At 32.4% G+C, this 21,130-nt stretch carries 15 protein-coding genes and 1 riboswitch; of the genes, 9 read left to right on the top strand and 6 right to left on the bottom strand.

The genetic code is table 11. From position 1 onward, the window contains the following. Nucleotides 1-247 precede the first annotated feature (247 nt). The gene (locus WAF17_RS00560; RefSeq protein WP_338764900.1) at nucleotides 248-412 is read right to left on the bottom strand and encodes a hypothetical protein; all 165 of its coding nucleotides are present in this window, start codon (nucleotides 410-412) and stop codon (nucleotides 248-250) included. A 62-nt stretch (nucleotides 413-474) separates the two neighbouring features. Further along, a riboswitch (SAM riboswitch) is annotated at nucleotides 475-580 on the bottom strand. A 319-nt stretch (nucleotides 581-899) separates the two neighbouring features. On the opposite strand from WAF17_RS00560, the gene WAF17_RS00555 reads away from it, so the two are divergent. The 3 genes from WAF17_RS00555 to ald all read left to right on the top strand — a co-directional run bounded on the left by WAF17_RS00555 (nucleotide 900) and on the right by ald (nucleotide 4,303). After that, a complete protein-coding gene (locus WAF17_RS00555; RefSeq protein ID WP_338764899.1) occupies nucleotides 900-2,258 on the top strand; it encodes a hydroxymethylglutaryl-CoA synthase in 1,359 nt (452 codons plus the stop codon). Nucleotides 2,259-2,292: 34 nt separating this feature from the next. Further along, a complete protein-coding gene (locus WAF17_RS00550) occupies nucleotides 2,293-2,769 on the top strand; it encodes an NfeD family protein (protein WP_338764896.1) in 477 nt (158 codons plus the stop codon). A gap of 403 nt (nucleotides 2,770-3,172) precedes the next feature. After that, a complete protein-coding gene (gene ald / locus WAF17_RS00545; protein ID WP_338764893.1) occupies nucleotides 3,173-4,303 on the top strand; it encodes an alanine dehydrogenase in 1,131 nt (376 codons plus the stop codon). A 67-nt stretch (nucleotides 4,304-4,370) separates the two neighbouring features. Here ald and WAF17_RS00540 read toward each other — a convergent pair whose 3' ends face one another. The 5 genes from WAF17_RS00540 to WAF17_RS00520 all read right to left on the bottom strand — a co-directional run bounded on the left by WAF17_RS00540 (nucleotide 4,371) and on the right by WAF17_RS00520 (nucleotide 11,658). Beyond that, nucleotides 4,371-5,276 carry a 4Fe-4S dicluster domain-containing protein gene (locus tag WAF17_RS00540; protein WP_338764890.1) on the bottom strand — a complete coding sequence of 302 codons (906 nt, stop codon included), beginning with the start codon at nucleotides 5,274-5,276 and terminating at the stop codon, nucleotides 4,371-4,373. 22 nt (nucleotides 5,277-5,298) lie between these two features. Further along, nucleotides 5,299-9,510: a TIR domain-containing protein gene (locus WAF17_RS00535; protein ID WP_338764887.1), complete on the bottom strand. Its 4,212-nt coding sequence runs from the start codon at nucleotides 9,508-9,510 to the stop codon at nucleotides 5,299-5,301. A gap of 78 nt (nucleotides 9,511-9,588) precedes the next feature. Beyond that, the gene (locus WAF17_RS00530; RefSeq protein WP_338764884.1) at nucleotides 9,589-10,299 is read right to left on the bottom strand and encodes an ATP-binding cassette domain-containing protein; all 711 of its coding nucleotides are present in this window, start codon (nucleotides 10,297-10,299) and stop codon (nucleotides 9,589-9,591) included. Between the two features lie 86 nt (nucleotides 10,300-10,385). Further along, nucleotides 10,386-11,021, bottom strand: coding sequence for a hypothetical protein (locus tag WAF17_RS00525; RefSeq protein ID WP_338764881.1), 636 nt, complete (start codon nucleotides 11,019-11,021; stop codon nucleotides 10,386-10,388). Nucleotides 11,022-11,136: 115 nt separating this feature from the next. Then, nucleotides 11,137-11,658 carry a hypothetical protein gene (locus WAF17_RS00520; RefSeq protein ID WP_338764879.1) on the bottom strand — a complete coding sequence of 174 codons (522 nt, stop codon included), beginning with the start codon at nucleotides 11,656-11,658 and terminating at the stop codon, nucleotides 11,137-11,139. Between the two features lie 197 nt (nucleotides 11,659-11,855). On the opposite strand from WAF17_RS00520, the gene WAF17_RS00515 reads away from it, so the two are divergent. The 6 genes from WAF17_RS00515 (at nucleotide 11,856) to WAF17_RS00490 (ending at nucleotide 21,130) form a co-directional block, all read left to right on the top strand. Beyond that, entirely contained in the window at nucleotides 11,856-12,197 is a 342-nt protein-coding gene (locus WAF17_RS00515) for a hypothetical protein (protein WP_338764876.1), read from the top strand. 95 nt (nucleotides 12,198-12,292) lie between these two features. Continuing rightward, nucleotides 12,293-13,954 carry an adenylate/guanylate cyclase domain-containing protein gene (locus tag WAF17_RS00510; RefSeq protein WP_338764874.1) on the top strand — a complete coding sequence of 554 codons (1,662 nt, stop codon included), beginning with the start codon at nucleotides 12,293-12,295 and terminating at the stop codon, nucleotides 13,952-13,954. A 143-nt stretch (nucleotides 13,955-14,097) separates the two neighbouring features. Beyond that, a complete protein-coding gene (locus WAF17_RS00505) occupies nucleotides 14,098-15,786 on the top strand; it encodes an adenylate/guanylate cyclase domain-containing protein (protein ID WP_338764872.1) in 1,689 nt (562 codons plus the stop codon). A 121-nt stretch (nucleotides 15,787-15,907) separates the two neighbouring features. Further along, complete coding sequence (locus tag WAF17_RS00500; RefSeq protein WP_338764870.1) at nucleotides 15,908-18,136, top strand: cyclic nucleotide-binding domain-containing protein; 2,229 nt, start codon at nucleotides 15,908-15,910, stop codon at nucleotides 18,134-18,136. 23 nt (nucleotides 18,137-18,159) lie between these two features. After that, nucleotides 18,160-19,905, top strand: a complete 1,746-nt coding sequence (locus WAF17_RS00495) for a hypothetical protein (RefSeq protein ID WP_338764868.1) — start codon at nucleotides 18,160-18,162, stop codon at nucleotides 19,903-19,905. Nucleotides 19,906-20,248: 343 nt separating this feature from the next. Beyond that, nucleotides 20,249-21,130: a class I SAM-dependent methyltransferase gene (locus tag WAF17_RS00490; RefSeq protein ID WP_338764865.1), complete on the top strand. Its 882-nt coding sequence runs from the start codon at nucleotides 20,249-20,251 to the stop codon at nucleotides 21,128-21,130.

The raw sequence follows: 21,130 nt of genomic DNA, 5'->3' as shown, positions 1-21,130 counted from the left end.
ATAATTTGTATAAAATTATTAGTTATGAGAAATTTTGAATTATAATTGATTTATATAAATCAGTTTTTTGATATATGTTTTAATATCAAATTAATTTTAATAAAAATTGTAGGTACAGCTATTCCTCAGATTTTATTTTGTATAATTTTAAGTTAAAGTAGAACAAATTAGTTTTGTATAGATACAAAAAATTAGCTCTTGCTTTAAGCAAATACATAAAATACTGAAAATAGATGAGGTTAGTAGATTAACGGCAGCAACAACACATAGCTTTAGAGTTAGCTAAGTAAAAGGCTCGGCAAGAAGTAGAGTTGATGATAGTAACTCCCTTATTTGAGATATGAACTGTTGATTGAGATACTTCCGTTTCGGAGTGCTGATTATGGTCAGCGTGTAGAATGTCTGTATTCATTATGGTTGTAAATTTATATGTCCTAAATTCTTTCGTGTTTTTTTCAAAACACAAAAGAAAAAATTTGATTTAGGCAGGAATTAGCACCTTGCTTATTTGTAGTTACAAAATAACGGCAGGTTGCCAGTACATCATTGAGCCTGTTCTCTCTGTACTTCTTTATAAATCTCATACAGCTTAGTAAATCAATAATAATTTAGATTTGACTAAGTGTAGTTGAAGTGTGATGCAATTATACAATACCTTTTTTTATTTTCCAAATAAATTTAGAAATACCGTGTTAAATAATCGTTAAATTCATTTTTCAACTAAAAAAGTACAGTATTCTATTAAAAAAATTCAATTATTATTTCTAACAAAACACTTTCAAAATGGAATCATTATCATTTCTACTAGATTTTATATAGATTTGTAAACAGTAAAAAAAGACCGATAAAACACGCACAGACAAATTATTTACCTTACTTATCTCTGACCTCTTTCTTTGATGAATCAAAATACAGTACAAGTTGGCATTGATGCCATGTCTTTTTATGTTCCTTCTATTTATTTAGATTTAAAAACGTTAGCTCCCTCAAGAAATATTGATTATGATAAATTAAGTAAAGGTTTGGGCGTTTTGAAAATGGCTCTTCCAGATACTGACGAAGATGCTGCAAGTATGGCAGCCAATGCCGTTTTGAAATTGATAACTGATTATAATCTCAACCCAAAAGATATTGGAAGACTTTATATAGGAACAGAATCTGGTCTTGATGGCGCAAAACCTATTGCGACTTACGTTTTGGGAATGGTAAACGAAAAATTGCAAGACAAAAAGACCACAGAACTCTTTGAAAATTGTGATGCCATAGATATGACTTTTGCATGTATTGGTGGTGTTGATGCACTTCATAATACGCTAGATTGGGCTAGAAATAAAAAAAACCGTATTGGTATTGTCGTTTGCACAGATTATGCAAAATATGAAAAAGAGTCTGGTGGCGAATACACACAAGGCGCAGGAGCAGTCGCCATGCTTGTCAAACAAAACCCTAGATTATTAGCTATAAATGATGTTTGGGGTGTTTCTACAAAAAGTGAACACGATTTTTTCAAGCCTGACTTTAGTGAAACCCCTGTTTTTGATGGTCAGTTTTCTAATTCGTGCTATCAAAACCGTTTGCATGATGCTTATTTTTCATTCAAAGAACAGGCTGTTAGGGAAGATTTATATGATAAAAATGATATTCTTTCAGAAAAATGGAATAGCTTAATTTTTCATTTGCCTTATGCCTTTCATGGAAAAAGAATGTTCAGTCAGCTTTTTACAGAAGAGAGAATTTTGACAGCAAATAAAGAGATAAAAAAGGAGTATTCAGAAAAGTTGAATTTGAGTAAAGAAGAATTAGAGTCAAATCAACTTTTTAGACTTGTTTCTAAGACAGATTTATATGGAGATTTTGTAAAGGAAAAAATAGCTGATAGTCAATTAGCTTCTTCTGAAATTGGAAATATGTACACAGCTTCTATTTTTATGGCTTTGATGAGTTGCTTGGAAAAAAAGATAGATAAAAATGAAGTCTTAGATAATCAAAAAATAGGTTTTTGTGCATATGGAAGTGGCTCAAAATCAAAGGTTTTCGAAGGAGTTTTACAATCAATGGCAAAAGAGATTATTGAAAAATTTGAAGTTTTCTCTACACTAAAAAATAGAAAGACTATCGAACTAGAAGATTATGAAAATTTACACGATAAAACATTGACTTCTCCATTAGATAATAATAAAGAGGGTTTTGTGTTATCTGAAATCAAAAAAGAACCAGAAACTTTAACCAAAGCACGTATTTATTCGTATTCAAAATAAAGTTTTATTCTTAACCTAAACTCTACATATATTAGTGGAACTATTCATAATCGGTATTTTATTCTTCTTTGCTATGATTACACTTACTATTGAAGTTCTTTCAGGAACGATAAAATTTGGTGTCATCAGCTTATTTCTAACTTTATTTGGTACTGTTCTGACTTACTTTTTTTACGGAATAGATACTTCTATCTGGACACTTGCTATTGCTTCAGTTTTTAATGTTGGCGCAATTACGTATAGTGTTCGTTCGAAATCTTGGGAGAAATTTAGTCAAAAACATATGATAGAAGGCAAACATGATGACAAAGATACCGAAAGAAAATTGTTTCTTTACCCAAAACAAAAAGGCAAAACTATTTCTAGTTTGCGTCCAAACGGAAGAGTAAATTTTGAAGATGAAATTTTTGAAGTGCGCTCACTTAATGGCGAGTTTATTGATTCGGGAAAAGAAATTATGATTTCTAAAATAGAAGGTTCAAAAATATATGTTAGTTCGACTGTTTCTTAGTTGGTAAGTAATTATTTTTTGTAAGTAGCCAAACATAATTAGCGAGTGATTTGGCTTCGCTGAGCTATCGATTTTATGATAATTATAGGATAATACAATAAAAATTAAATAAGTATTTTTAAAAAAAATTACTTGTATTTGTATTTATCTTGTATTTTATCTTAAAAATCATATTAATCACTTGCCAATTAGTTATATGTATTGATAATTCTGTATAACTACTTATAAATACCTTTTTTTGACTTTTTTGAAAAGCTGATAGTGAAAATATGTGTTATTTAATTTCAAAAATTTATATTTGTGATAAGTTATAACAACTGAAATATTCTTTTATGTAATTCGATTTTAATCCTTCATCGATTCAAATACTAATTACAACACATTTATAAAAACACACAAAATTATGATTATTGGTGTTCCAATGGAAATCAAGACCGACGAGAGTCGTGTAGCCCTTACTGTGGGTGGTGTAGCCGAGCTTATTCACCACGGACATACCGTTTATATTCAAAAAGGTGCAGGTATTGGAAGTGGATTTCCTGATGCTCTCTATGAAAGTGTAGGAGGTAAAATTCTACCTACTATTGAAGATGTTTATGCTATCGCAGAGATGATAATGAAGGTAAAAGAGCCAATTGAGCCAGAGTATAAATTAATCAAAGAAAATCAGGTAGTCTTTACTTATTTTCATTTTGCTTCATCTGAGCCACTAACAAAAGCCATGATAGATGCAAAAGCTATTTGTATTGCTTACGAAACAGTAGAACAATCTGACCGTTCGTTGCCTCTTCTTATTCCGATGTCAGAAGTAGCTGGTCGTATGTCTGTACAGCAGGGGGCAAAATATTTAGAAAAACCAATTAAAGGGCGTGGTATTCTTTTGGGTGGAATCCCTGGGGTTCAACCTGCTAAAGTGCTTGTTTTGGGTGGTGGAATTGTAGGAACACAAGCTGCAAAGATGGCTGCTGGTTTGGGAGCAGACGTTACTATTATGGATGTTAGTTTGCCTCGTATGCGTTATCTTGATGATGTAATGGCTGAGAATGTAACGACAATTATGTCTAACCAGTATAATATCGAACAAGCCGTTCAAGAATCAGATTTGATTATTGGTGCTGTTTTGATTTCGGGTAGAAAAGCTCCTCGCTTAGTTACTCGTGAAATGCTTAAACTTATGCGCCCAGGTACTGTACTTGTTGATGTAGCTGTTGATCAGGGTGGTTGTTTCGAAACAACCAAAGCCACTACACACCGTGACCCTACTTATATTATTGATGATGTGGTTCATTACTGTGTAGCCAATATGCCAGGAGCTGTTCCTTATACCTCTACGGTTGGTCTTACGAATGCGACATTCCCTTATGCTATTCAATTAGCCAATAAAGGTTGGATAAAAGCTTGTAAAGAAAACAAAGAATTATTATTAGGACTTAACATCATTAAAGGTGATATTGTCCATGAAGGTGTTGCTGAAGCATTTGAATTACCGTATGTAGATATAAATTCTATACTTGAGAAAGAATTAGTACACTAATTTTATTTCTTTTTAAAACTTTCAAAAAAGTCATTCTGTTTAAAATAGAATGGCTTTTTTACGTTAATTATTCATCATCTTTTTCACCTGTTTTTTTATTTTTATCTGAAGAATTTGATGTAGGAATTTTTATCTTAATCGGCTTTAGCTTGGGCTTGATTACAATTTTCTTTATACTTTTTGGCTTATCTTTTAATTTTTCCTCTGATTTTTCTGCTTTTGGTTGAGAAACAATCTTTTTAACTTTGATAGCAGGTTTTTTGATTATTTTCTTCTCTGTCGGTTGTACTTCTTCTCCTTTCTTTATTTTTGGCAGCGAAATAGTTTTTTTGACTACCTTTAGAGCTAGTTTCTGTGCTTCTTTTTGAGCAGCTTTTTCGGCTTGAAAGTCGTCCCATTCTTTTTGTTTTTGAGTAGCTTCTTCTTCTGTAAGATTTCCAAACTCGTAATTCATTTTAGAAATATCTGTTTCACTAAAATCAAACTCTTTGGTCATTGTAAGGCACTCTGTCGGACAAACTACCGTACAAAGCCCACAAAAACAGCACTTTGCCATATCAATATCAAACTTAGCAGCATAAAAACGAATGGGTGAGCCGTCGGAAGCTCTACCCACTTGCTCTGTTCCACGAATAGCATCAATTTCAATACAATTTACTGGACAAACCTCAACACATTTATTACAAACAATGCAATCATCAATTTCATTATGAAGTTTGTAGCGTCCATTATCTGGAATAGGCATCATTTCGTGTGGATAGCGATTAGTTACGACACCCAAATTAGAAATATTATCCTCTTCAAAAGACTGATTTTGAGCAGCAGAAGCACTTCCACTATTATTTTTATCTGTTTTGGCTAAACTTTTTATCGAATTTTGAAAATGCTCCCACGTCAGCCCTAATCCTTTTGTTGTTGTTTGTGTAGCTTCTTTTAAATCTTTCCAATATGTGTTTTTATTCTCTTTATCCATTATCCGAAAATCTATTTTATGATTACTCTATTTCAACTGTTTGATGCTTTTCAATGTTTCGTTTCTTAAAAAATTTGTAGAGCATCCAAGCAAGTGGAGCAAACCAAATAATACAAATAGAACTATAAAATATAGATGTGTTTTCTTCATCAACGGAAGGAACAACTACAAAAATAAGTAATATTGCTGTCCACCAAAAAAAGAAATTAGCTATTAAGTTTAGTCTATCTTTTTGTTTGAAGGCTACAAAAATAGTAAAAACATAGAGAATAAAAATATAACACAATAATAGAAAAGCTGAAACAATAAGTAAGTAATTTGAACCTCCTCCAGTTCCTCCATTAAACTCTATAATTGCGCCCGTAGCAAAGAAAGGAAACATAATGATAACAGGAATATACATTCTCAAAATAGTTAGGCTGTATTTAGCTTTTTGATAAGTATAAAGTACGTATTGATGAATGAATGTCCTTAGAAGATAGATAAAAGGAAAGATTAGAATCAAGAAGAAAAAGGATAAATTATCTTCCAAAGAAAACTTTGTGATAGAGAGAACAATAAAAAATGAAATTGTAGAAACCAGTATGCCTATCCAATCAGCAAAATAATTAAAATTGCGTTGAGAAAATTCTTTAGCAGCTTTTTCGGTGGCAAACCATGTGATTCCAACAACAATCCATATAAAAATATTTACTCCTCCAAAAACATGAGAAAGTGTTTCGGTAAATCCTTCGGCACGATTTGTATAATGAAAGAGTGAAAGGGAAAGTATCCCTAAAAGAATGGCTACTGCTGTGAAGAGTGTTCCATTGAAATAAAGTTTTCGTTTCAAATCTTGTATCCCAAAAAATATACCTGCGACAACTAAGGAAATTCCTGAAGAAAATGCTACAGGAATTACGTATTCATCTGTCATGATAAATATAAACCACCCAACTCCGATGAAAAAGCCAACAAATAGATAGATAATGATTTTGAAATATTTTTGCGCCAAAAACAGCATGTTCATATAATTCAGCACCAAAATACTCAGTAAAAATACAGTCAGAAATAAAATTCCTTTGGCTACCATATCAGCTACTGCTTCTGGTACTTGTCTATAATCATCTAATTTGGCTACTTGATTTTCAATTTTTTCTCTAGCTGATAGAGGAGGTATTTTTTCCAATGCAGATTGTATTCGGTCTGGAAAAGCAAAAATATAGGCTGTATTTTGGTTGTAAGCTATTGCATAATTAGGATCAAGATTTGAGAAATGAATTTTTTCAGGAAAATTGTAAGTAATTATAGTAGAATCTTGTTTTTGATTTGTTACTAACTTCCACCCATTATCATCATCATTTATCAGTATATGATTACCAAGTATAAAACTTGTTGTTCTTTTAAGGATAGACTTTTCAAACTTTTTGTCTCCTACTTTTTGTTGCCATATTCTTGCGACTTTATTATAAAGCTCATTTTGAATCCCCCAATCTATGCTATCTTCATCATAATAACGAATTTTGTTGCCTAGTTTATCAAGAAGAGAAAATCCTCTAGGATAATAGTCTGTATTTACTACTCCCTCCATTGCTACTATAAAAAGAGAATCATCTTTTTCTATAAAGTCTAATTTAATATCTTGCCCTACTGGCTTCTCTGATTTTATAACACCCGTTTTATTTCCATTTTTATCGAAGAAAATAATTTCATTGCTATCAGAATGAGTTATAATATAGTTTCCATCATCTGATAATGCTACAAAATAAGGCTTTAAAATACTTTTACTGTAAGCATAATCTACATTAAAATCATGATTTAAAATACTAAAATTATTAATTTGGTTTTGATAGCTACTTGGTTTGCCATCTGAAAGTTTTTTTATAAATCTTCCTTTTCCATCAAACAAAATCAAACCTTCATATCCAATAGTAACAAAACGGGATTTATCTTTTGCCCAAACGACTGATAAAATAGTGTCTTCGGCTTTCAGCTCTGTAAAAATTGGTTCATCAGAAGAAAGTATATTTGCATCTTCTATAATATGATAGAGATTTTTTACTGCCACTAGCGAAACTTTTTTATCTGCTTTGTAAGCTTCATAAGCCAACTGTAAGGCTCTATCAGGCGAAGTTTCCAGCACTTCTTTTGACTTAAAGACTAAATTTTTTATAGCCAACTCTTGTTGGTGCTTATAGGATTTGTACCATTGAGAACCTGCAAGCATCGCCACAGCCAATATAATTGCGACTGCTGCAATAGCAATTTGCTTATTTCTTTCAATCGCTCGTTTTACTTTTCCTTCTTGTTTTAGACTTTCTTTTATAAATTCTTCTTGAAGATCTGTAACTAGAGGAACTTTTTTATTTTCTTTTGCTGTGTCTATCCATTCTTTTGCCAATGAGACTTCATTTCCACGTAGCAAAAAATCGTTACCTCTATCAAAGTCCACCCATTCCATGGCTTCATTTTGCCACTTTGTGTGCGCTTGTACGTGTTCTCTATCGGTATCTAAGGTACGTAATACCTCTGCAAACTGCTTATCAAATTTGGTGTAATTAGTTCTAAAATCTATCCATTGAACAGTAGAAAAAGCTGTCGGAAGCTCCTTTGTATCAATCTCTCTATACAAAAGTGTAACAAAACGCTTTCCCAGTTTTTGAGCAAACTCTACTTCATCAGCACAATAGGGAGATAAAATAGATTCTGGAGAAAGAATAAAAACAATATTATCAGCATTTTGGATTCCCTCATAAATTTCTTTCTGAAAATCTGCACCAGAGGCAATGCTTTCTTGGTCAAACCACGTTGTTTTTCCTGCAATTTGTAAACTCTCATTTAGCTTTCTAGCAATATCTCCATCAGTTCTGGAATAGGAGACAAAAACATCTGTACGTTCTGAACTACTTTTAGCTTGACTTTCTTTTATAAAATCTTCGTGAATAGGCAGAGGTAACTGAGTCTCTCTTTTTTGCCCAATTTTGAGCCAAATTTTAGCTTGTTCAAGATTATGCCCACGCAAAAGCATCGAAGCATTTTTATCTTGACGCTCCCATTTTAAAGCTTGAGTAAGTAAAATTTTATGACGTTGTATATATTCTTTATCTGCATCAAGGATTGCTAAAAGCTCATCAATATCCCTCTCAAAATCTGTTTTTTCATTTTTAGAAAGTGTTGTGTCGTCTTTATTGTCTGTAAAGTCTATATATTGAAGATTTCTTAATGCCTTTGGAAGCTCATTTTCAGCTATTTTTTCTAGGCACAAAGGAATGATTCTTTTCTCTAAAGAAATAGCATACTCCAGTTCTTCCATACAATACTCTGATGCTAAAGATTCTTTTGTAATCAAGAAAATCAAATTATCTGCGCCTTCTACCCCTTTTCTTATGGCTTTATGAAAATCGACACCCGAATTTAGGTCAGTTACGTGTGTCCAAGAGGTATAACCATGAAGTGCAAGCATATAAATAACCTGCTCTCTTGTCATACTATTTCCTTCTTTTTCTTTCTCGGCAGAAGCAATAAAAACGTCTGTCTGAAGGTTGTTTGCATTCTTTTTAGCTTCCGAAATAAAACGAACATGCAAATCAGACGGACGGCAAGGGGGTTGTGTAGTTTCAAAACGATAAAAAAGCCACTTTTCGGCTTCTTTGCGCTCATTAGCTACCAATAAATGCATAGAATTATGATGATTTTTCTCCCACTCAATGGCTCTAAGCAAAATTTCTGTATGACGTTTTACATACTCTTGTTCTTGTTCTAATAACGTCAGTACCCCTTCAAATCCTGTATCAAAATCATCAATGGTTTCGTATTCTGTTTGTTCCTTTTCCTCCTCCCACTTTTGGCGCATGTACACCCAGTTTATTTTTCCAATAGTAGGGTGCATCATATCCCAAACTTCTTTTGAAGTCGGTTCAATTTGCAGGATTGGAATAATTCGTTTTCCTCTTTTTACGGCGAGTTCAATTTCTTTTCGGCAGTAAGGAGACTTTACAGCGTGAGGAGCGATAATGAAAATAAAATTATGAGCTGTCTCAATTCCTTCATCAATCTGGTGCTGAAAATCTACTCCTAGAGGAATATCATTTTGGTCAAACCATACTTTATAGCCTTTTTGGGTAAGTCTTTCGCAGAGTTTGGCAGCAAAAGCCTTTGATTCTGCTCTTCCATAAGATATAAAGACATCTCTAAAACGAGTGTCTAAATTATCTTCTAATTTGTCTAAAATAGTTGGTGGAGTAATGTCGCTCATAAGTAAAGTTTATTTTTTTTGAAAATAACTACTTTTGAGCAAGTAAGCAAATATAAATTAGCTCATTTATCGAAAAAATTATTCTTCAGTCATTTTTTGAATAACCAAATTTTTATCAATATCTTTTACCTGTCCTTCTTCACAATAAAAAACTCTTGCAGGGTGTTTTTTAAGGAAATTATGATGATGAGTTGCCATCAAAACGGCTGTTCCTGCCTTATTTATTTCTACAAAAACATTCAAAATATCGTTGGCAATAGTTGGGTCAAGGTTTCCTGTGGGTTCGTCTGCCAAGACAATCAAAGGGTCATTTAGCAACGCCCTTGCAATGGCGACACGCTGCTGTTCTCCCCCAGAAAGTTGATGAGGCATTTTGTACATCAGCTCATCAATGCCTACTTGCTTTAAAATTTGATCTATGCGATGCTGAATGGCTACTTTGTCTGTCCAACCTGTGGCACGCATCACAAAGGCTAAGTTTTCAAAAACGCTACGGTCTGTAAACAATTGAAAATCTTGAAAGACAATTCCTATTTTTCGTCTAAGATAAGGAATTTCGGAAGGCTGTAAATGATTGACACGATAACCTGCCACTACAATTTCTCCATTTTCGACAGGCAAATCAGCATACAAAGCCTTCAAAATAGTGGATTTTCCACTTCCTGTCTTTCCAATTAAATAGACAAATTCGCCACTCGCCACTTCCAAATTTACATTTTCAAAAATAGTTCGGCTTTCTTGTGCTAAAAGCACTTCCTGCATACTGGCTACTGAAAAAGGTTTTGTCATTTTGTTTTGAATCTTGTATCTTTTCCCATAACTAAAGTTATGGGTTTCGAAGAATGAAACCCACGATTAAAATCGTGGGTTAGAAGTTAAATCTTCACAGAAGTTACCATTTTTGTAGCGTGTTCTTTCCAATATTTATAATCTGTTCCGTTTACACTAAAATTAATAATCAAAACTTTTCCATTATAAACGCTATACAAAACTTGATGATAACGAGATTTTCCACCTCTGTTAATAATTGCATTTGGGTCTTCTGGAATTGCTCCAATAAATTCGAATAATACGGCTTCTCTATCTCCAATGCTTATAATTTCGCCTTCATTTAAGAATTTTACTTTTTCATAAAACGAATTTGCAATCGCTCCTTTATAAAATCCTTTCAAAAGCTCCATATTCATTTCGCTTTCCAAACCAACTTCTCCCCATTCAAAAAGACTTGAATTAATTCCTAATTCGGCTTTTCGGTCTGGACTTCTAAAAATAGCTAATGGTCTTTTTGGTGTGAAGTATTTTGCAGCAATTTCATCATCAGACATTTCTACAAAATTATTAGGAATAAGAAGTGTTACTCCTTCTCCAATTCTTTTCCTAGAATATTTATCTGGCATTTGTCCGAAAAAAGAAAAGGCAGAAAAAAGAAATACAACAGAAAAAAAGAAAGCTGGAAGAATAAATGAATTTGACTTTAGGGTTATCTGAAATCGTTTTTTAATATTTTTCATAGTAGATTGAAATAATGAATTTGATAGGAAATAATTTGATTATATATAAATCTATAATCAAATTATTGTGCCAAAACTAAATCAAACTGGACTCGTATATTTGTAATATTAATTTTTAAGATTTCACTTTTACCTTTTCTGCTGCTGTTTTGTTCATTCCAAACCAAGCAAAAAACAGAACTAACCAACCTACTAACAACGTTAAAATAATAGTTGATAAAATAGAAGCGTCAAAAGGAAATTTTGGAGTTGCTCCATTTTCAATTTGAATAGAGACTAGATAAACCATTATAAAAAGATTAATAAAAATACCTATTCCTTTTGTCCAAAGTTTGAAATTATTCAATAGCATTCTGCGTGTAGCACTATTCTTTGACCAAAATTTTCGTTTTGGAATGGGTAAAAATTTTTCTGGTAACGTTGGAATTACTGTTCCCAAAATCAAAAGAATACCATTAAAAACAACTATTGCAGCTAAAAAAAGATAGAAAAAACCATTTTTAGTCAGATTAAAAATTCCTCCTACATCATCAATTTTGATAGTAACTGGAGGTTGAAGAATTACATTTTCATATAAAAGAACACCCATTACAGTAAGCATAGAGAGCATCCAAATAAATTTTATAAACTTTATCATATAGCTATACCAATTACGAATTAAAAATTACGAATTAAAAGTTAGTAGAACCAACGTAATTAATTTGTAATGAAAATTATTGTACTAAAAATCTATTTTATCTAATCATAAAGCAAAATAAAATTAGTAAATTAAGCTGCAAAGGTACTAAGAAAGAATAATACTTAATACCATCAATTAGAAAATTATCTTATTTTATGCAAAAAGACTTCTTTTATCCGTTTTGTTTGTTCTTTGTCCTTATTTTTATTTTTTGTGGCTGTGATTGCCATACAGAAGCCAATGGAATTGTGGTTGATAGAATAACAAACCAACCTTTAGAGGGCGTACAGGTAAGCATTTATTTATCAACGATTCATAAAGACAGTCTGAAAAACCCAGTTTTTACAGATAAAAATGGTGCTTATAACCTTTCACACGATTACTGTACTGATTATATGATTGATTTCCATAAAGAGGGTTATGTTGGTTGGGTTACTTCTGTCAAAGAAAATGATAGTGTTTTTTTAGAAGTTTATGTAGATGATGGAGAATATTAAACTTCTTTTCTAAAAAATTTGTATTTCTACTAGATTCAATCTAATTTAAGTTTTCTATTTTTTTACTCTTTCTAAGGCACAACGAAAATAAATGTATGAAAAAATTTACTTCTCAAAATAAATTATTTTTTGGTTTCTTGCTTTTTGTAATGTGTCTGTATTTTATTCCTCAAAATGGCTTTTCTCAAAACATAGAAACACAATATAAAACTGCCAAAAATCAAGGTAATTCTAATAAAGCAGGAAAACTAGCTTATCAAATAGGACAAAGATATTATAAAGAGGGAAATGAACAAAAAGCAATTAATTACCTCAAAGAAGCTGCTAGTTTTTCACTTAGAGTAAAAGATTATAAAAATCTAGGACAAGTCTATTCTTTATTGGGAGTAATTTATAAGAAAAACAAGAACTATAGTTTGGCTATTTTTAATTATAGTAAAGCCACACAAGCCTACAATATGCTTGGAAATAAAAAAATGGTAGCTAGTTCGCATTATTTAGAAGGAATATTATATGCCGATGCCCAGCAGTATGATAAAGCAATTACTGTTCTTAAAGAAACAATACGTATAGCCAATCAAGCCAATGCTACTGATTTGGTTTTGCAAAGTACAGAATACTTATCAAAAATATATAGAAAGAAAGGCGATAAAAATAATGCAGATTTATATGAAAATGTAAAGGAAGAAATAAAAGACCAAGCAGAAGATGTAATGGCTTTAGAAGAACAAAAAGATGCTTTATTGGTAGATTCTGCATCAATTAGTAAAACAGAGCTTGAAAAAAAGAAGAAAGTAGCAGAGAAAATTGAAGAACAACAAAAAGCCAAAACATTAACAATAGAAGAGTTATTAGAAAGAAATAGTTTTAAATCAGATAGTTTGGAACAGCTTCATGCAAAGGCAGTAGCAGGAAGAGAAGCAGACCAAAAACTCTTTATGTATGTAATTGGAGGAGTTGCGTTTTTTGCTGTTATTCTCATTATTTTCATCATTATCCAAAGTAATACAGTAAAGGCAAAGAAGAAAGCGAATAAAGAACTTGCCTCTGCAAATCACGAACTTGCAGCCAAAAATGAGGAAATTGAGCAGCAAAAAGAAATGATAGAAAGTGAAAAAGAACGCTCAGAAGCTTTACTTCTAAATATCCTTCCAAAAGAAATAGCCGAAGAACTCAAACATAATGTCGAACTTCACCCTCGTTCTTACGACCAAGTAAGTGTTATTTTTACAGACTTCAAAGGCTTTACACAAGTAGCTGAACAGCTTACCCCAGAAGAACTTATCAACGAACTTGCAGAGTGTTTTTCAGAGTTTGATACTATTTGTGAAAAATGGAATATAGAACGTATCAAGACAATGGGAGACGCTTATATGTGTGCTGGTGGCGTTCCTACCTCTAACTACACTAATCCTGTTGATGCTGTTAGTGCAGCTATGGAAATGCAGGAAGTAATCGAGCAATTAAAACAAAAGAAAATCCTTCAAGGCAAACCTTATTTCGAAATGCGTTTAGGTATTCATACAGGCCCCGTAGTAGCTGGTGTTGTTGGTAAAAAACGTTTTGCCTATGATATTTGGGGCGATACTGTAAATCTTGCTGCAAGAATGGAATCTAGTGGCGAAGTAGGAAGAGTAAATATTTCTGAATACACGTACTCACTTGTCAGAGATTATTTTTTCTGTTCGTATCGTGGAAAAGTAGAAGCCAAAAATAAAGGCGAAGTAGATATGTATTTTGTTGTTTCTAAGTTCTAGGAACTTGGAAATGGAGATTTAGAAAATTATAAATAAACCAATTCTATTTTGCGAACAAAAGAAACTATTTCAATAAAATTATTCATTTCATTATAAAAAGAGCTTTAAAGAAAATTCTATCCAATAAAAAAAGAGTAATCATCATGAAAAAAAAATACCTCGTTCTTATTCTTTCACTTATAGTTTTGTTATTTATTCCCTATGAATGGGGAGAGGCACAAAATTATAATCGCCGTCAAGTAATTTCTAAGATTAGAAAGTATGAAACTAAACGAAAGAGAGCTTTAAAAAATGGCGATTATAAAACAGCTATCAGCTTGAGTTGGCAAATTGCAGATAGTTATCATCTCATTGAGCAAACAGGTTTGATGGTAAGATATTATGAGCGAGCGATATATGCAGCCGAAAGGAAAGGCGACAAACTCTTGGAAGCAAAAAGCCATGAAAGATTGGGCGATAAATACGAAATGCCAGATTATTTTACCAAAAAAAATAAAGCGTATGAGGAGGCTGCCCAGCTTTATAATGAAATAAATAAGTTTGAAAAGCAAGGAGAAGTTCTGCGTAAGATTGTCAAAATTACACATAAAGAAAGAGATTACGAAAACTTGATTCCGACAGCCGAAACACTACTTTCGAAACCTGATACTTTTCAAATCACTCGTCAAGACAGAATAAATCTTTCTACTGTTCTGATGGAAGCTCATACAAAGCAAGGAAGTGAAGAAAAGGTAAAGCTCTTTGAACTCATGTGGGAAAAGGCGCAAAATGAAAAGCCAGACCCAAGGGACAAAAAAAGAGAACTAGAAGAGGCAATGAAAATAGACCCAATGCTACTTTCTCAAAGAGAGTTGGAGTTTTTAAGAACTCAAAAGCGTGAACTTACCCTTGATATTGATTCTCAAAAATATGTTATTGAGAGACAAGGCTTGGAGCTTCAACTCAAAAATCTTGACTTAAAAATGAAAGAAACAGAGGGAGAAAGACAAAAAGCAGAGGCTGAAAAGCAACAGGCAATTGCAAAAGAACAAAAGGCAGAAGCAGAGGCACAAAAAGCAAGAAATAATCAGTTTTTGATAGGCTTGATTGGTGGTGGAATCGTCTTGTTTATTTCAGTAATAGCATTCATTCAAAAACTCAATAGCAACAGAAAACTAAACTCTAAAAACAAAGAAATTGAAATAGAACGTCAAAAATCAGACACCCTTTTACTCAATATTTTGCCAGAAGAAACAGCACAAGAACTTAAAGAAACAGGACATGCACAACCTCAGTCTTACGACCTTGTAACGGTTATGTTTACAGATTTTAAAGGCTTTACACAGATTTCTGAAAAGCTATCGCCAGAAGAACTCGTCAAAAAACTAGAATATTGTTTTACTGAGTTTGACAAGATTTGTGAGAAATATAATCTAGAAAAAATCAAAACGATTGGAGATGCCTACATGTGTGCTGGTGGTGTTCCTGTTGCTAATGCTTCCAATCCAAAAGATGCTGTAAAGGCAGGGCTAGAGATGCAACAGTTTATGAAAGATTGGAAAAGCTATCAAGAAAAACTAGGAGAACCAGCTTTTGAGCTTCGCTTGGGGATTCACACAGGTTCGGTAGTAGCAGGTGTAATTGGTAAAAATAAATTTGCCTACGATATTTGGGGCGATGCCGTAAACTTAGCTGCAAGAATGGAATCTAGTGGAGAAGTTGGAAAGGTAAATATCTCTGAAACGACTTATAATTACGTAAAAAATGATTTTGAGTGCGAGTACAGAGGAAAGATTACAGCGAAGAATAAAGGAGAGATAGATATGTACTTTGTGAATACAGTTATCAGTTAAGTAGTAATAACCGTCGTTGAGGCGTTGCCGTCAACGAGGTTTCAAACCATAATCCTCAACGACGGCGAAGCCTCGTTGACGGTTGAAAAACAGAAAAAATTAGAGCATAAATTTCAATTATATGTTAATCAAAAAAACGTCTGTAAGTATCGGAATTTTTTGGGTAGAAATACCAGAAGCAAATGTATTTATGCTTTGTGGGTGTCCTGCTGATGCTGTCAAACATTTAAAAAAGCGTGGACTTGTAGAAACGATTGATAAAAAAATAGGTAAAAATATCGTTTCTTACGAATCAGGTCCTAACTGTATTTTACTTTCCGAAGTTTTGATGCAAAACGGTAGTTTTTCCAATTTGATAGAGTTTCCTGCTATGCAAATGCTCTACTTACAGGGAATGGTTATTCCGAATCATCCAAACAATACAGGAATCCGTCCAATGATTATTGGAACAGAAGAACAGATTGATGCACAGATGAAATATTTTTATCGTGGAAATTATGGTCTGATAAATAAAGAAGAATATGCAGCAGCAGGAATAACTGGCGAAACTGCCGAACAAATGATGCGTATAAAACTCAATTTTGCTTTTGGAAAAATAAATCCGTCTGATGCGCTTTTAGACAAACGTATTATTGAAGAAAACGAAGAAGATCAAAAAGAGAATAAGAAAACAGAAATTCGAAACGGCGTTTTTATCGAAAGGAAAGATTTTAATATTTATGAGATAAGTTATAAAAATGAGAGCATAGAGGTAAATCTAAACTTGGGTGCAGAAGACCGTTATGAAGCTCCGTATCAACTCGGTTACCATTATTTGAATAGAGAATATTTTGCTGTCGTACATTCTGGAGAGGGCGATGGTTGGGACATAAACCGTCCTTGTATGGCTAGTATTGTTATTTTTCAAGGAAAAATTTATTTAATTGATGCAGGGCCTAATATTCTGACAAGTCTGAATTATTTAGGAATTAGTGTCAATGAAATTGAGGGAATTTTTCATACCCACGCTCACGACGACCATTTTGCAGGACTTACAACCCTTATCCGAACCGACAGGCGTTTTAAATATTATGCTACGCCACTTGTTCGTTCTGCCATTACCAAAAAATTATGTGCTTTGATGTCTATTGAAGAAAATAATTTTGGTAATTTCTTCGATATTCAAGACCTCAATTTTGATGAGTGGAACGATGTCGATGGATTGGAAGTAATGCCGTTGTATTCTCCTCATCCTGTCGAAACGAATTTATTTTATTTTAGAGCAAAATGGAAAGACACCTATAAAACGTATGGACATTTAGCCGATGTAGTTTCTTTTGATGTCTTCAAAAAAATGACTGAAAGAGAAGATGATTTGAAAGTTTCGCAGGAATGGTACGACAAAATCACACAAAACTATCTCATTCCTTCTAACCTCAAAAAAATTGATATTGGTGGTGGAATGATTCACGGACAAGCCGAAGATTACCGAAAAGATGATTCGAAAAAAATCGTTTTGGCGCACACACACAAACCTCTCACTTTCAAAGAGCGTGAAATTGGTTCTTCGGCAGCCTTTGGAATGATTGATACGCTTATTCCTGCTAGTCATGATTATTTATTTGATTTTGCTAGTAAGTATTTGCAGTTTTATTTTCCTAGCGCACCTCAGCACGAAGTCAATTATTTGCTCAATCATTCGGTTAGGCATTTCAATGCAGGAACGATTTTATTCAAAAAAGGACAAGAAAGTGAGTACGTTTATTTGCTCATCACAGGTTCAGTAGAGTTTATAGATTCGGCACGAGGTAACCAGCACGTACTTCCAGCAGGTTCTCTAATAGGTTTTTATTCGGGGTATTTGGGTGGAAAAGCCCTTGAAACCTACCGAGCAGCGAGTAATATTACTGTTATTCAGATTCCTCTACAATCCTATCACGATTTTGTAGATAGAAATGATTTGTATAGCGAACTCAAACGAGTAGAAAAAAATATTTTGTTTTTAGAAAATACGTGGCTTTTTGGCGAGGTGGTTTCCTTTCCTATCCTGACACGCATAGCCAAAGCGATGACCCAAACCACAGGGCAAGAAGTAGAACTCTCTCAAAAATACATTCTCTACTTGATAGCAGAAGGCAGCGTAACACTAAATCGAAACGGCAAAAAAGTAGAAACCCTACAAAAAGGCGACTTTTTCGGTGCAAATGACATCTTAAATGCCGAAAACTGGGAAGAAAACACAGAAAAATACAGCATTTCTATTTCAAAAGACGCTTCTCTTTTTGCCATAGCAGCCGATTTGATACAAGAAATTCCTGTCGTCTATTGGAAGGTGATTGAAACTTATGAGAAGAGGTTTAGGAGGGTTTAGTATATTAACTTAATAATAAAAACATGAGTAAAATACCAACGGTGCTAAAAAATGCTTTAAGCGAAAATAGTATAGGTAGGGTTAAACTAAAATTATTTGAAGAAATTACAGGTAAATCAGACACTGTTCCATCAAATGAAGAAAGTATTACTTACATAGAAAATTTAAAAGTAAAAGACTTACAGCTTTTGATTAGAGATGTCTTAATTAAGAGAGATGCCTTTTTGTTAAACTACTTAAAACTTCCTCAGTTGGATAGTTGCAAAATTCATTTTGATAATTTAAAATCTATTCTAGATGAAGCTTCATTTATATTTATGTTAGAAGAATTACCAGTCAAATTCCCTTCTGAAATAATTGCTTGGGTAAATTATGATTCTACATATGAAGATTGTTATACCGTTATAATATTTAATGAGTCTAGCTTTCCAAAAGGAGTATTAGCACATATAAAAGTGTTTTTATTAGAAAATTCTTTTAAATTGAATTATTTAGATGAAAAAGGATGGTCAGAAACCATATTCAAGGATAAGCTTGATATTGATAATCTTGTTGTAAAACTTGCCTTTAAGGTATTAATTCACGTTAGCAATATTTCAGTTAATAGAACTTTTATGAGTGCAGAAGATATGAGTAAAGCAAATGAACAGCTAAACAATACTAGATTTGCTCCACCTAGAGATTTAAAGTATGATAAATTAGTAGCAGATTGTTCTTTACATAAACTTACTTGTACCAGAGCAGTAGTTAATATGGATATGATTAGACCTTTTAGCACAAGTTTTTGTTTAGAAATTCCTAGTGAGTATGTGGTTGAGGGTATCAAAGACAAAGAAGAATTTTATAAAAACGGCTTACTAGTTTATTGGGATAATGAAAGTTTTATAATGAGTGATGACTATATTGCATATCTTATTTCAAGACAATTGGAGTATGAGGAAATAGAAGTAGTAATAATGGGAGAATACCCCATAGAAAAAATTATTAGAGTAATTTCTATAGGAACTAAAGAATTGATACCTGCAGCTTATTTGAGAAAAGATGAGGGATTTAGAGAAGATTATTTTACATCTCAAATATTATTGACTGAAAAGTTAGATAAAATTAAACGATATAATAGCGTTGAAGAAAACAATAAGAAATATATTATTCTTACAGAAGATAGTGATATATCTGCTATTGAAACTGTATTAAAATCATCAGGGTTTAGTTCTTCCGAGATGGAAATAGACTGTTATGAAGGATGTACTCAAATAAAATCAGTAGAGCTACTTAAACGTCGTATGAGTAAGATTTATCCTAAAATGAATTTTATTGTTCACAGAGATAGAGATTATTTAACTGATAAAGAGATAATCAAAATGAGAGAAGACTTTGAAAAATTAGGTATATATCTTTTCATAACAGAAGGTACAGATATAGAATCTACTTTTATCAATGCAAAGCATATAAATCAAATTTATCCAGAAATTGAGATAAGGGAAATAGAAGAGATGATACTTGAATCTACCAAGGAATTGGAAGAAGTATCTATTGACTTAATAAGGAAAGCTACATTTGGAAGAGATCATAAAAAAGATAGCTTAGTAGATAATGCAATGATAGAGTTATATAAAAACAATGTTGAGAGATATAGGATTGGAAAAAAAGTTTATAAAAATTTAAAAAGTAAAATACAAAGAAAAATAAAAAAAAATCCTGACCTTATGAAAGAAAGTAAATTTTTAAAAATAGAAAGGCTGGTAGAAATAAGAAAAAAAAGTAACTAACCCCTGTTCGTCGTAGTGTTCCAAAAAATAAAATTGTTAAGCGTTGTCTATGACTACGATTTATCAGTTTGGCAAATCTTAGATTTGTGAGTGTAGGTATTTTTGTATTTACTGTATACTTGTAACTACTTAACAAAACAAGTCTAAGACCAACCAAGAGCTGGGAATTTTAATAATTTTTCTAAAGATTAAGCTTGGTTACACCATAGTTTTTGAGAGTCTTTTAGTTAAAAAACAAATAAAATCTTGTCAATAATTCATTTTACAAAAATCCTAATGTATATTGAGTAGATGTTTATAATACATTTTTGTAAACAAACCATACAGAATTAAAACTCGTTATATGAAAGAAGATAAAGCTAGTTCCACTGCTTACACAGTGTTGCAAGGTCAACTTTTGAGTGCAATAAATCCAGCATACAAAGGATTAGTATCAGAAGAGACAGTAATTGTGGGTAAACAAATTTTGAATGCATCTACTGAGGGTAGAAAACGCTTGAAACAACTAAATAGCAAAGTAACAAGATTTTTTGCTCCATTATTTGAAAAGATATTAATGCCAGGTATAACTTTGCATTACGTTTTACGCAAACAATTTATTGAAGATGCTACATGTGAAGGAATAAAAAATGGTGCTACCCAAGTTGTAAACCTTGGAGCTGGTTTTGACACATTAGCATGGCGTTTACATAAAAAACACCCAGAAGTAAATTTTATAGAAATTGACCATCCAGCAACAAACAAACAAAAAGCAAAAGCTCTTTTTGATAAATCTCCTACTAACTTACATTTACTTCCTGTAGATTTAAGTCAAGAGGATACAGGTAGAACACTGAAAAACTTTCCACCTTTCGACTCAAGTCGTAAAACTATTTTTATTTGTGAAGGTGTATTAATGTATCTAACCGAGTCGGAAGTAGTTAGTTTATTTAATACATTAAAAAATGTAACAAACAAACCAATAAACTTTATTTTTACTTGCGTTGAACCAGTTGATAGCCCAAATAATAATTTTGGCATTCTACTTCGCATCTATCTTAAATTTAAGTCAGAACCATTAAAATGGTTGTTAGAACAAAAAAATATGAAAGCCTTTTTGGATAAACAAAATTATGAAATCAATGATATTGCTGCAACAAATCAGTTGAAAAAACGTTACCTAAAAAACATCAAACATGGGGAACTACATCACGGTGAATATCTAGTTTTCGCAGTATCGAAATAA

Origin of the sequence: Bernardetia sp. ABR2-2B, assembly GCF_037126435.1 — a bacterium.
Classification (GTDB): Bacteria; Bacteroidota; Bacteroidia; order Cytophagales; family Bernardetiaceae; genus Bernardetia.
This window is presented reverse-complemented; position numbering and strand designations above follow the sequence as displayed.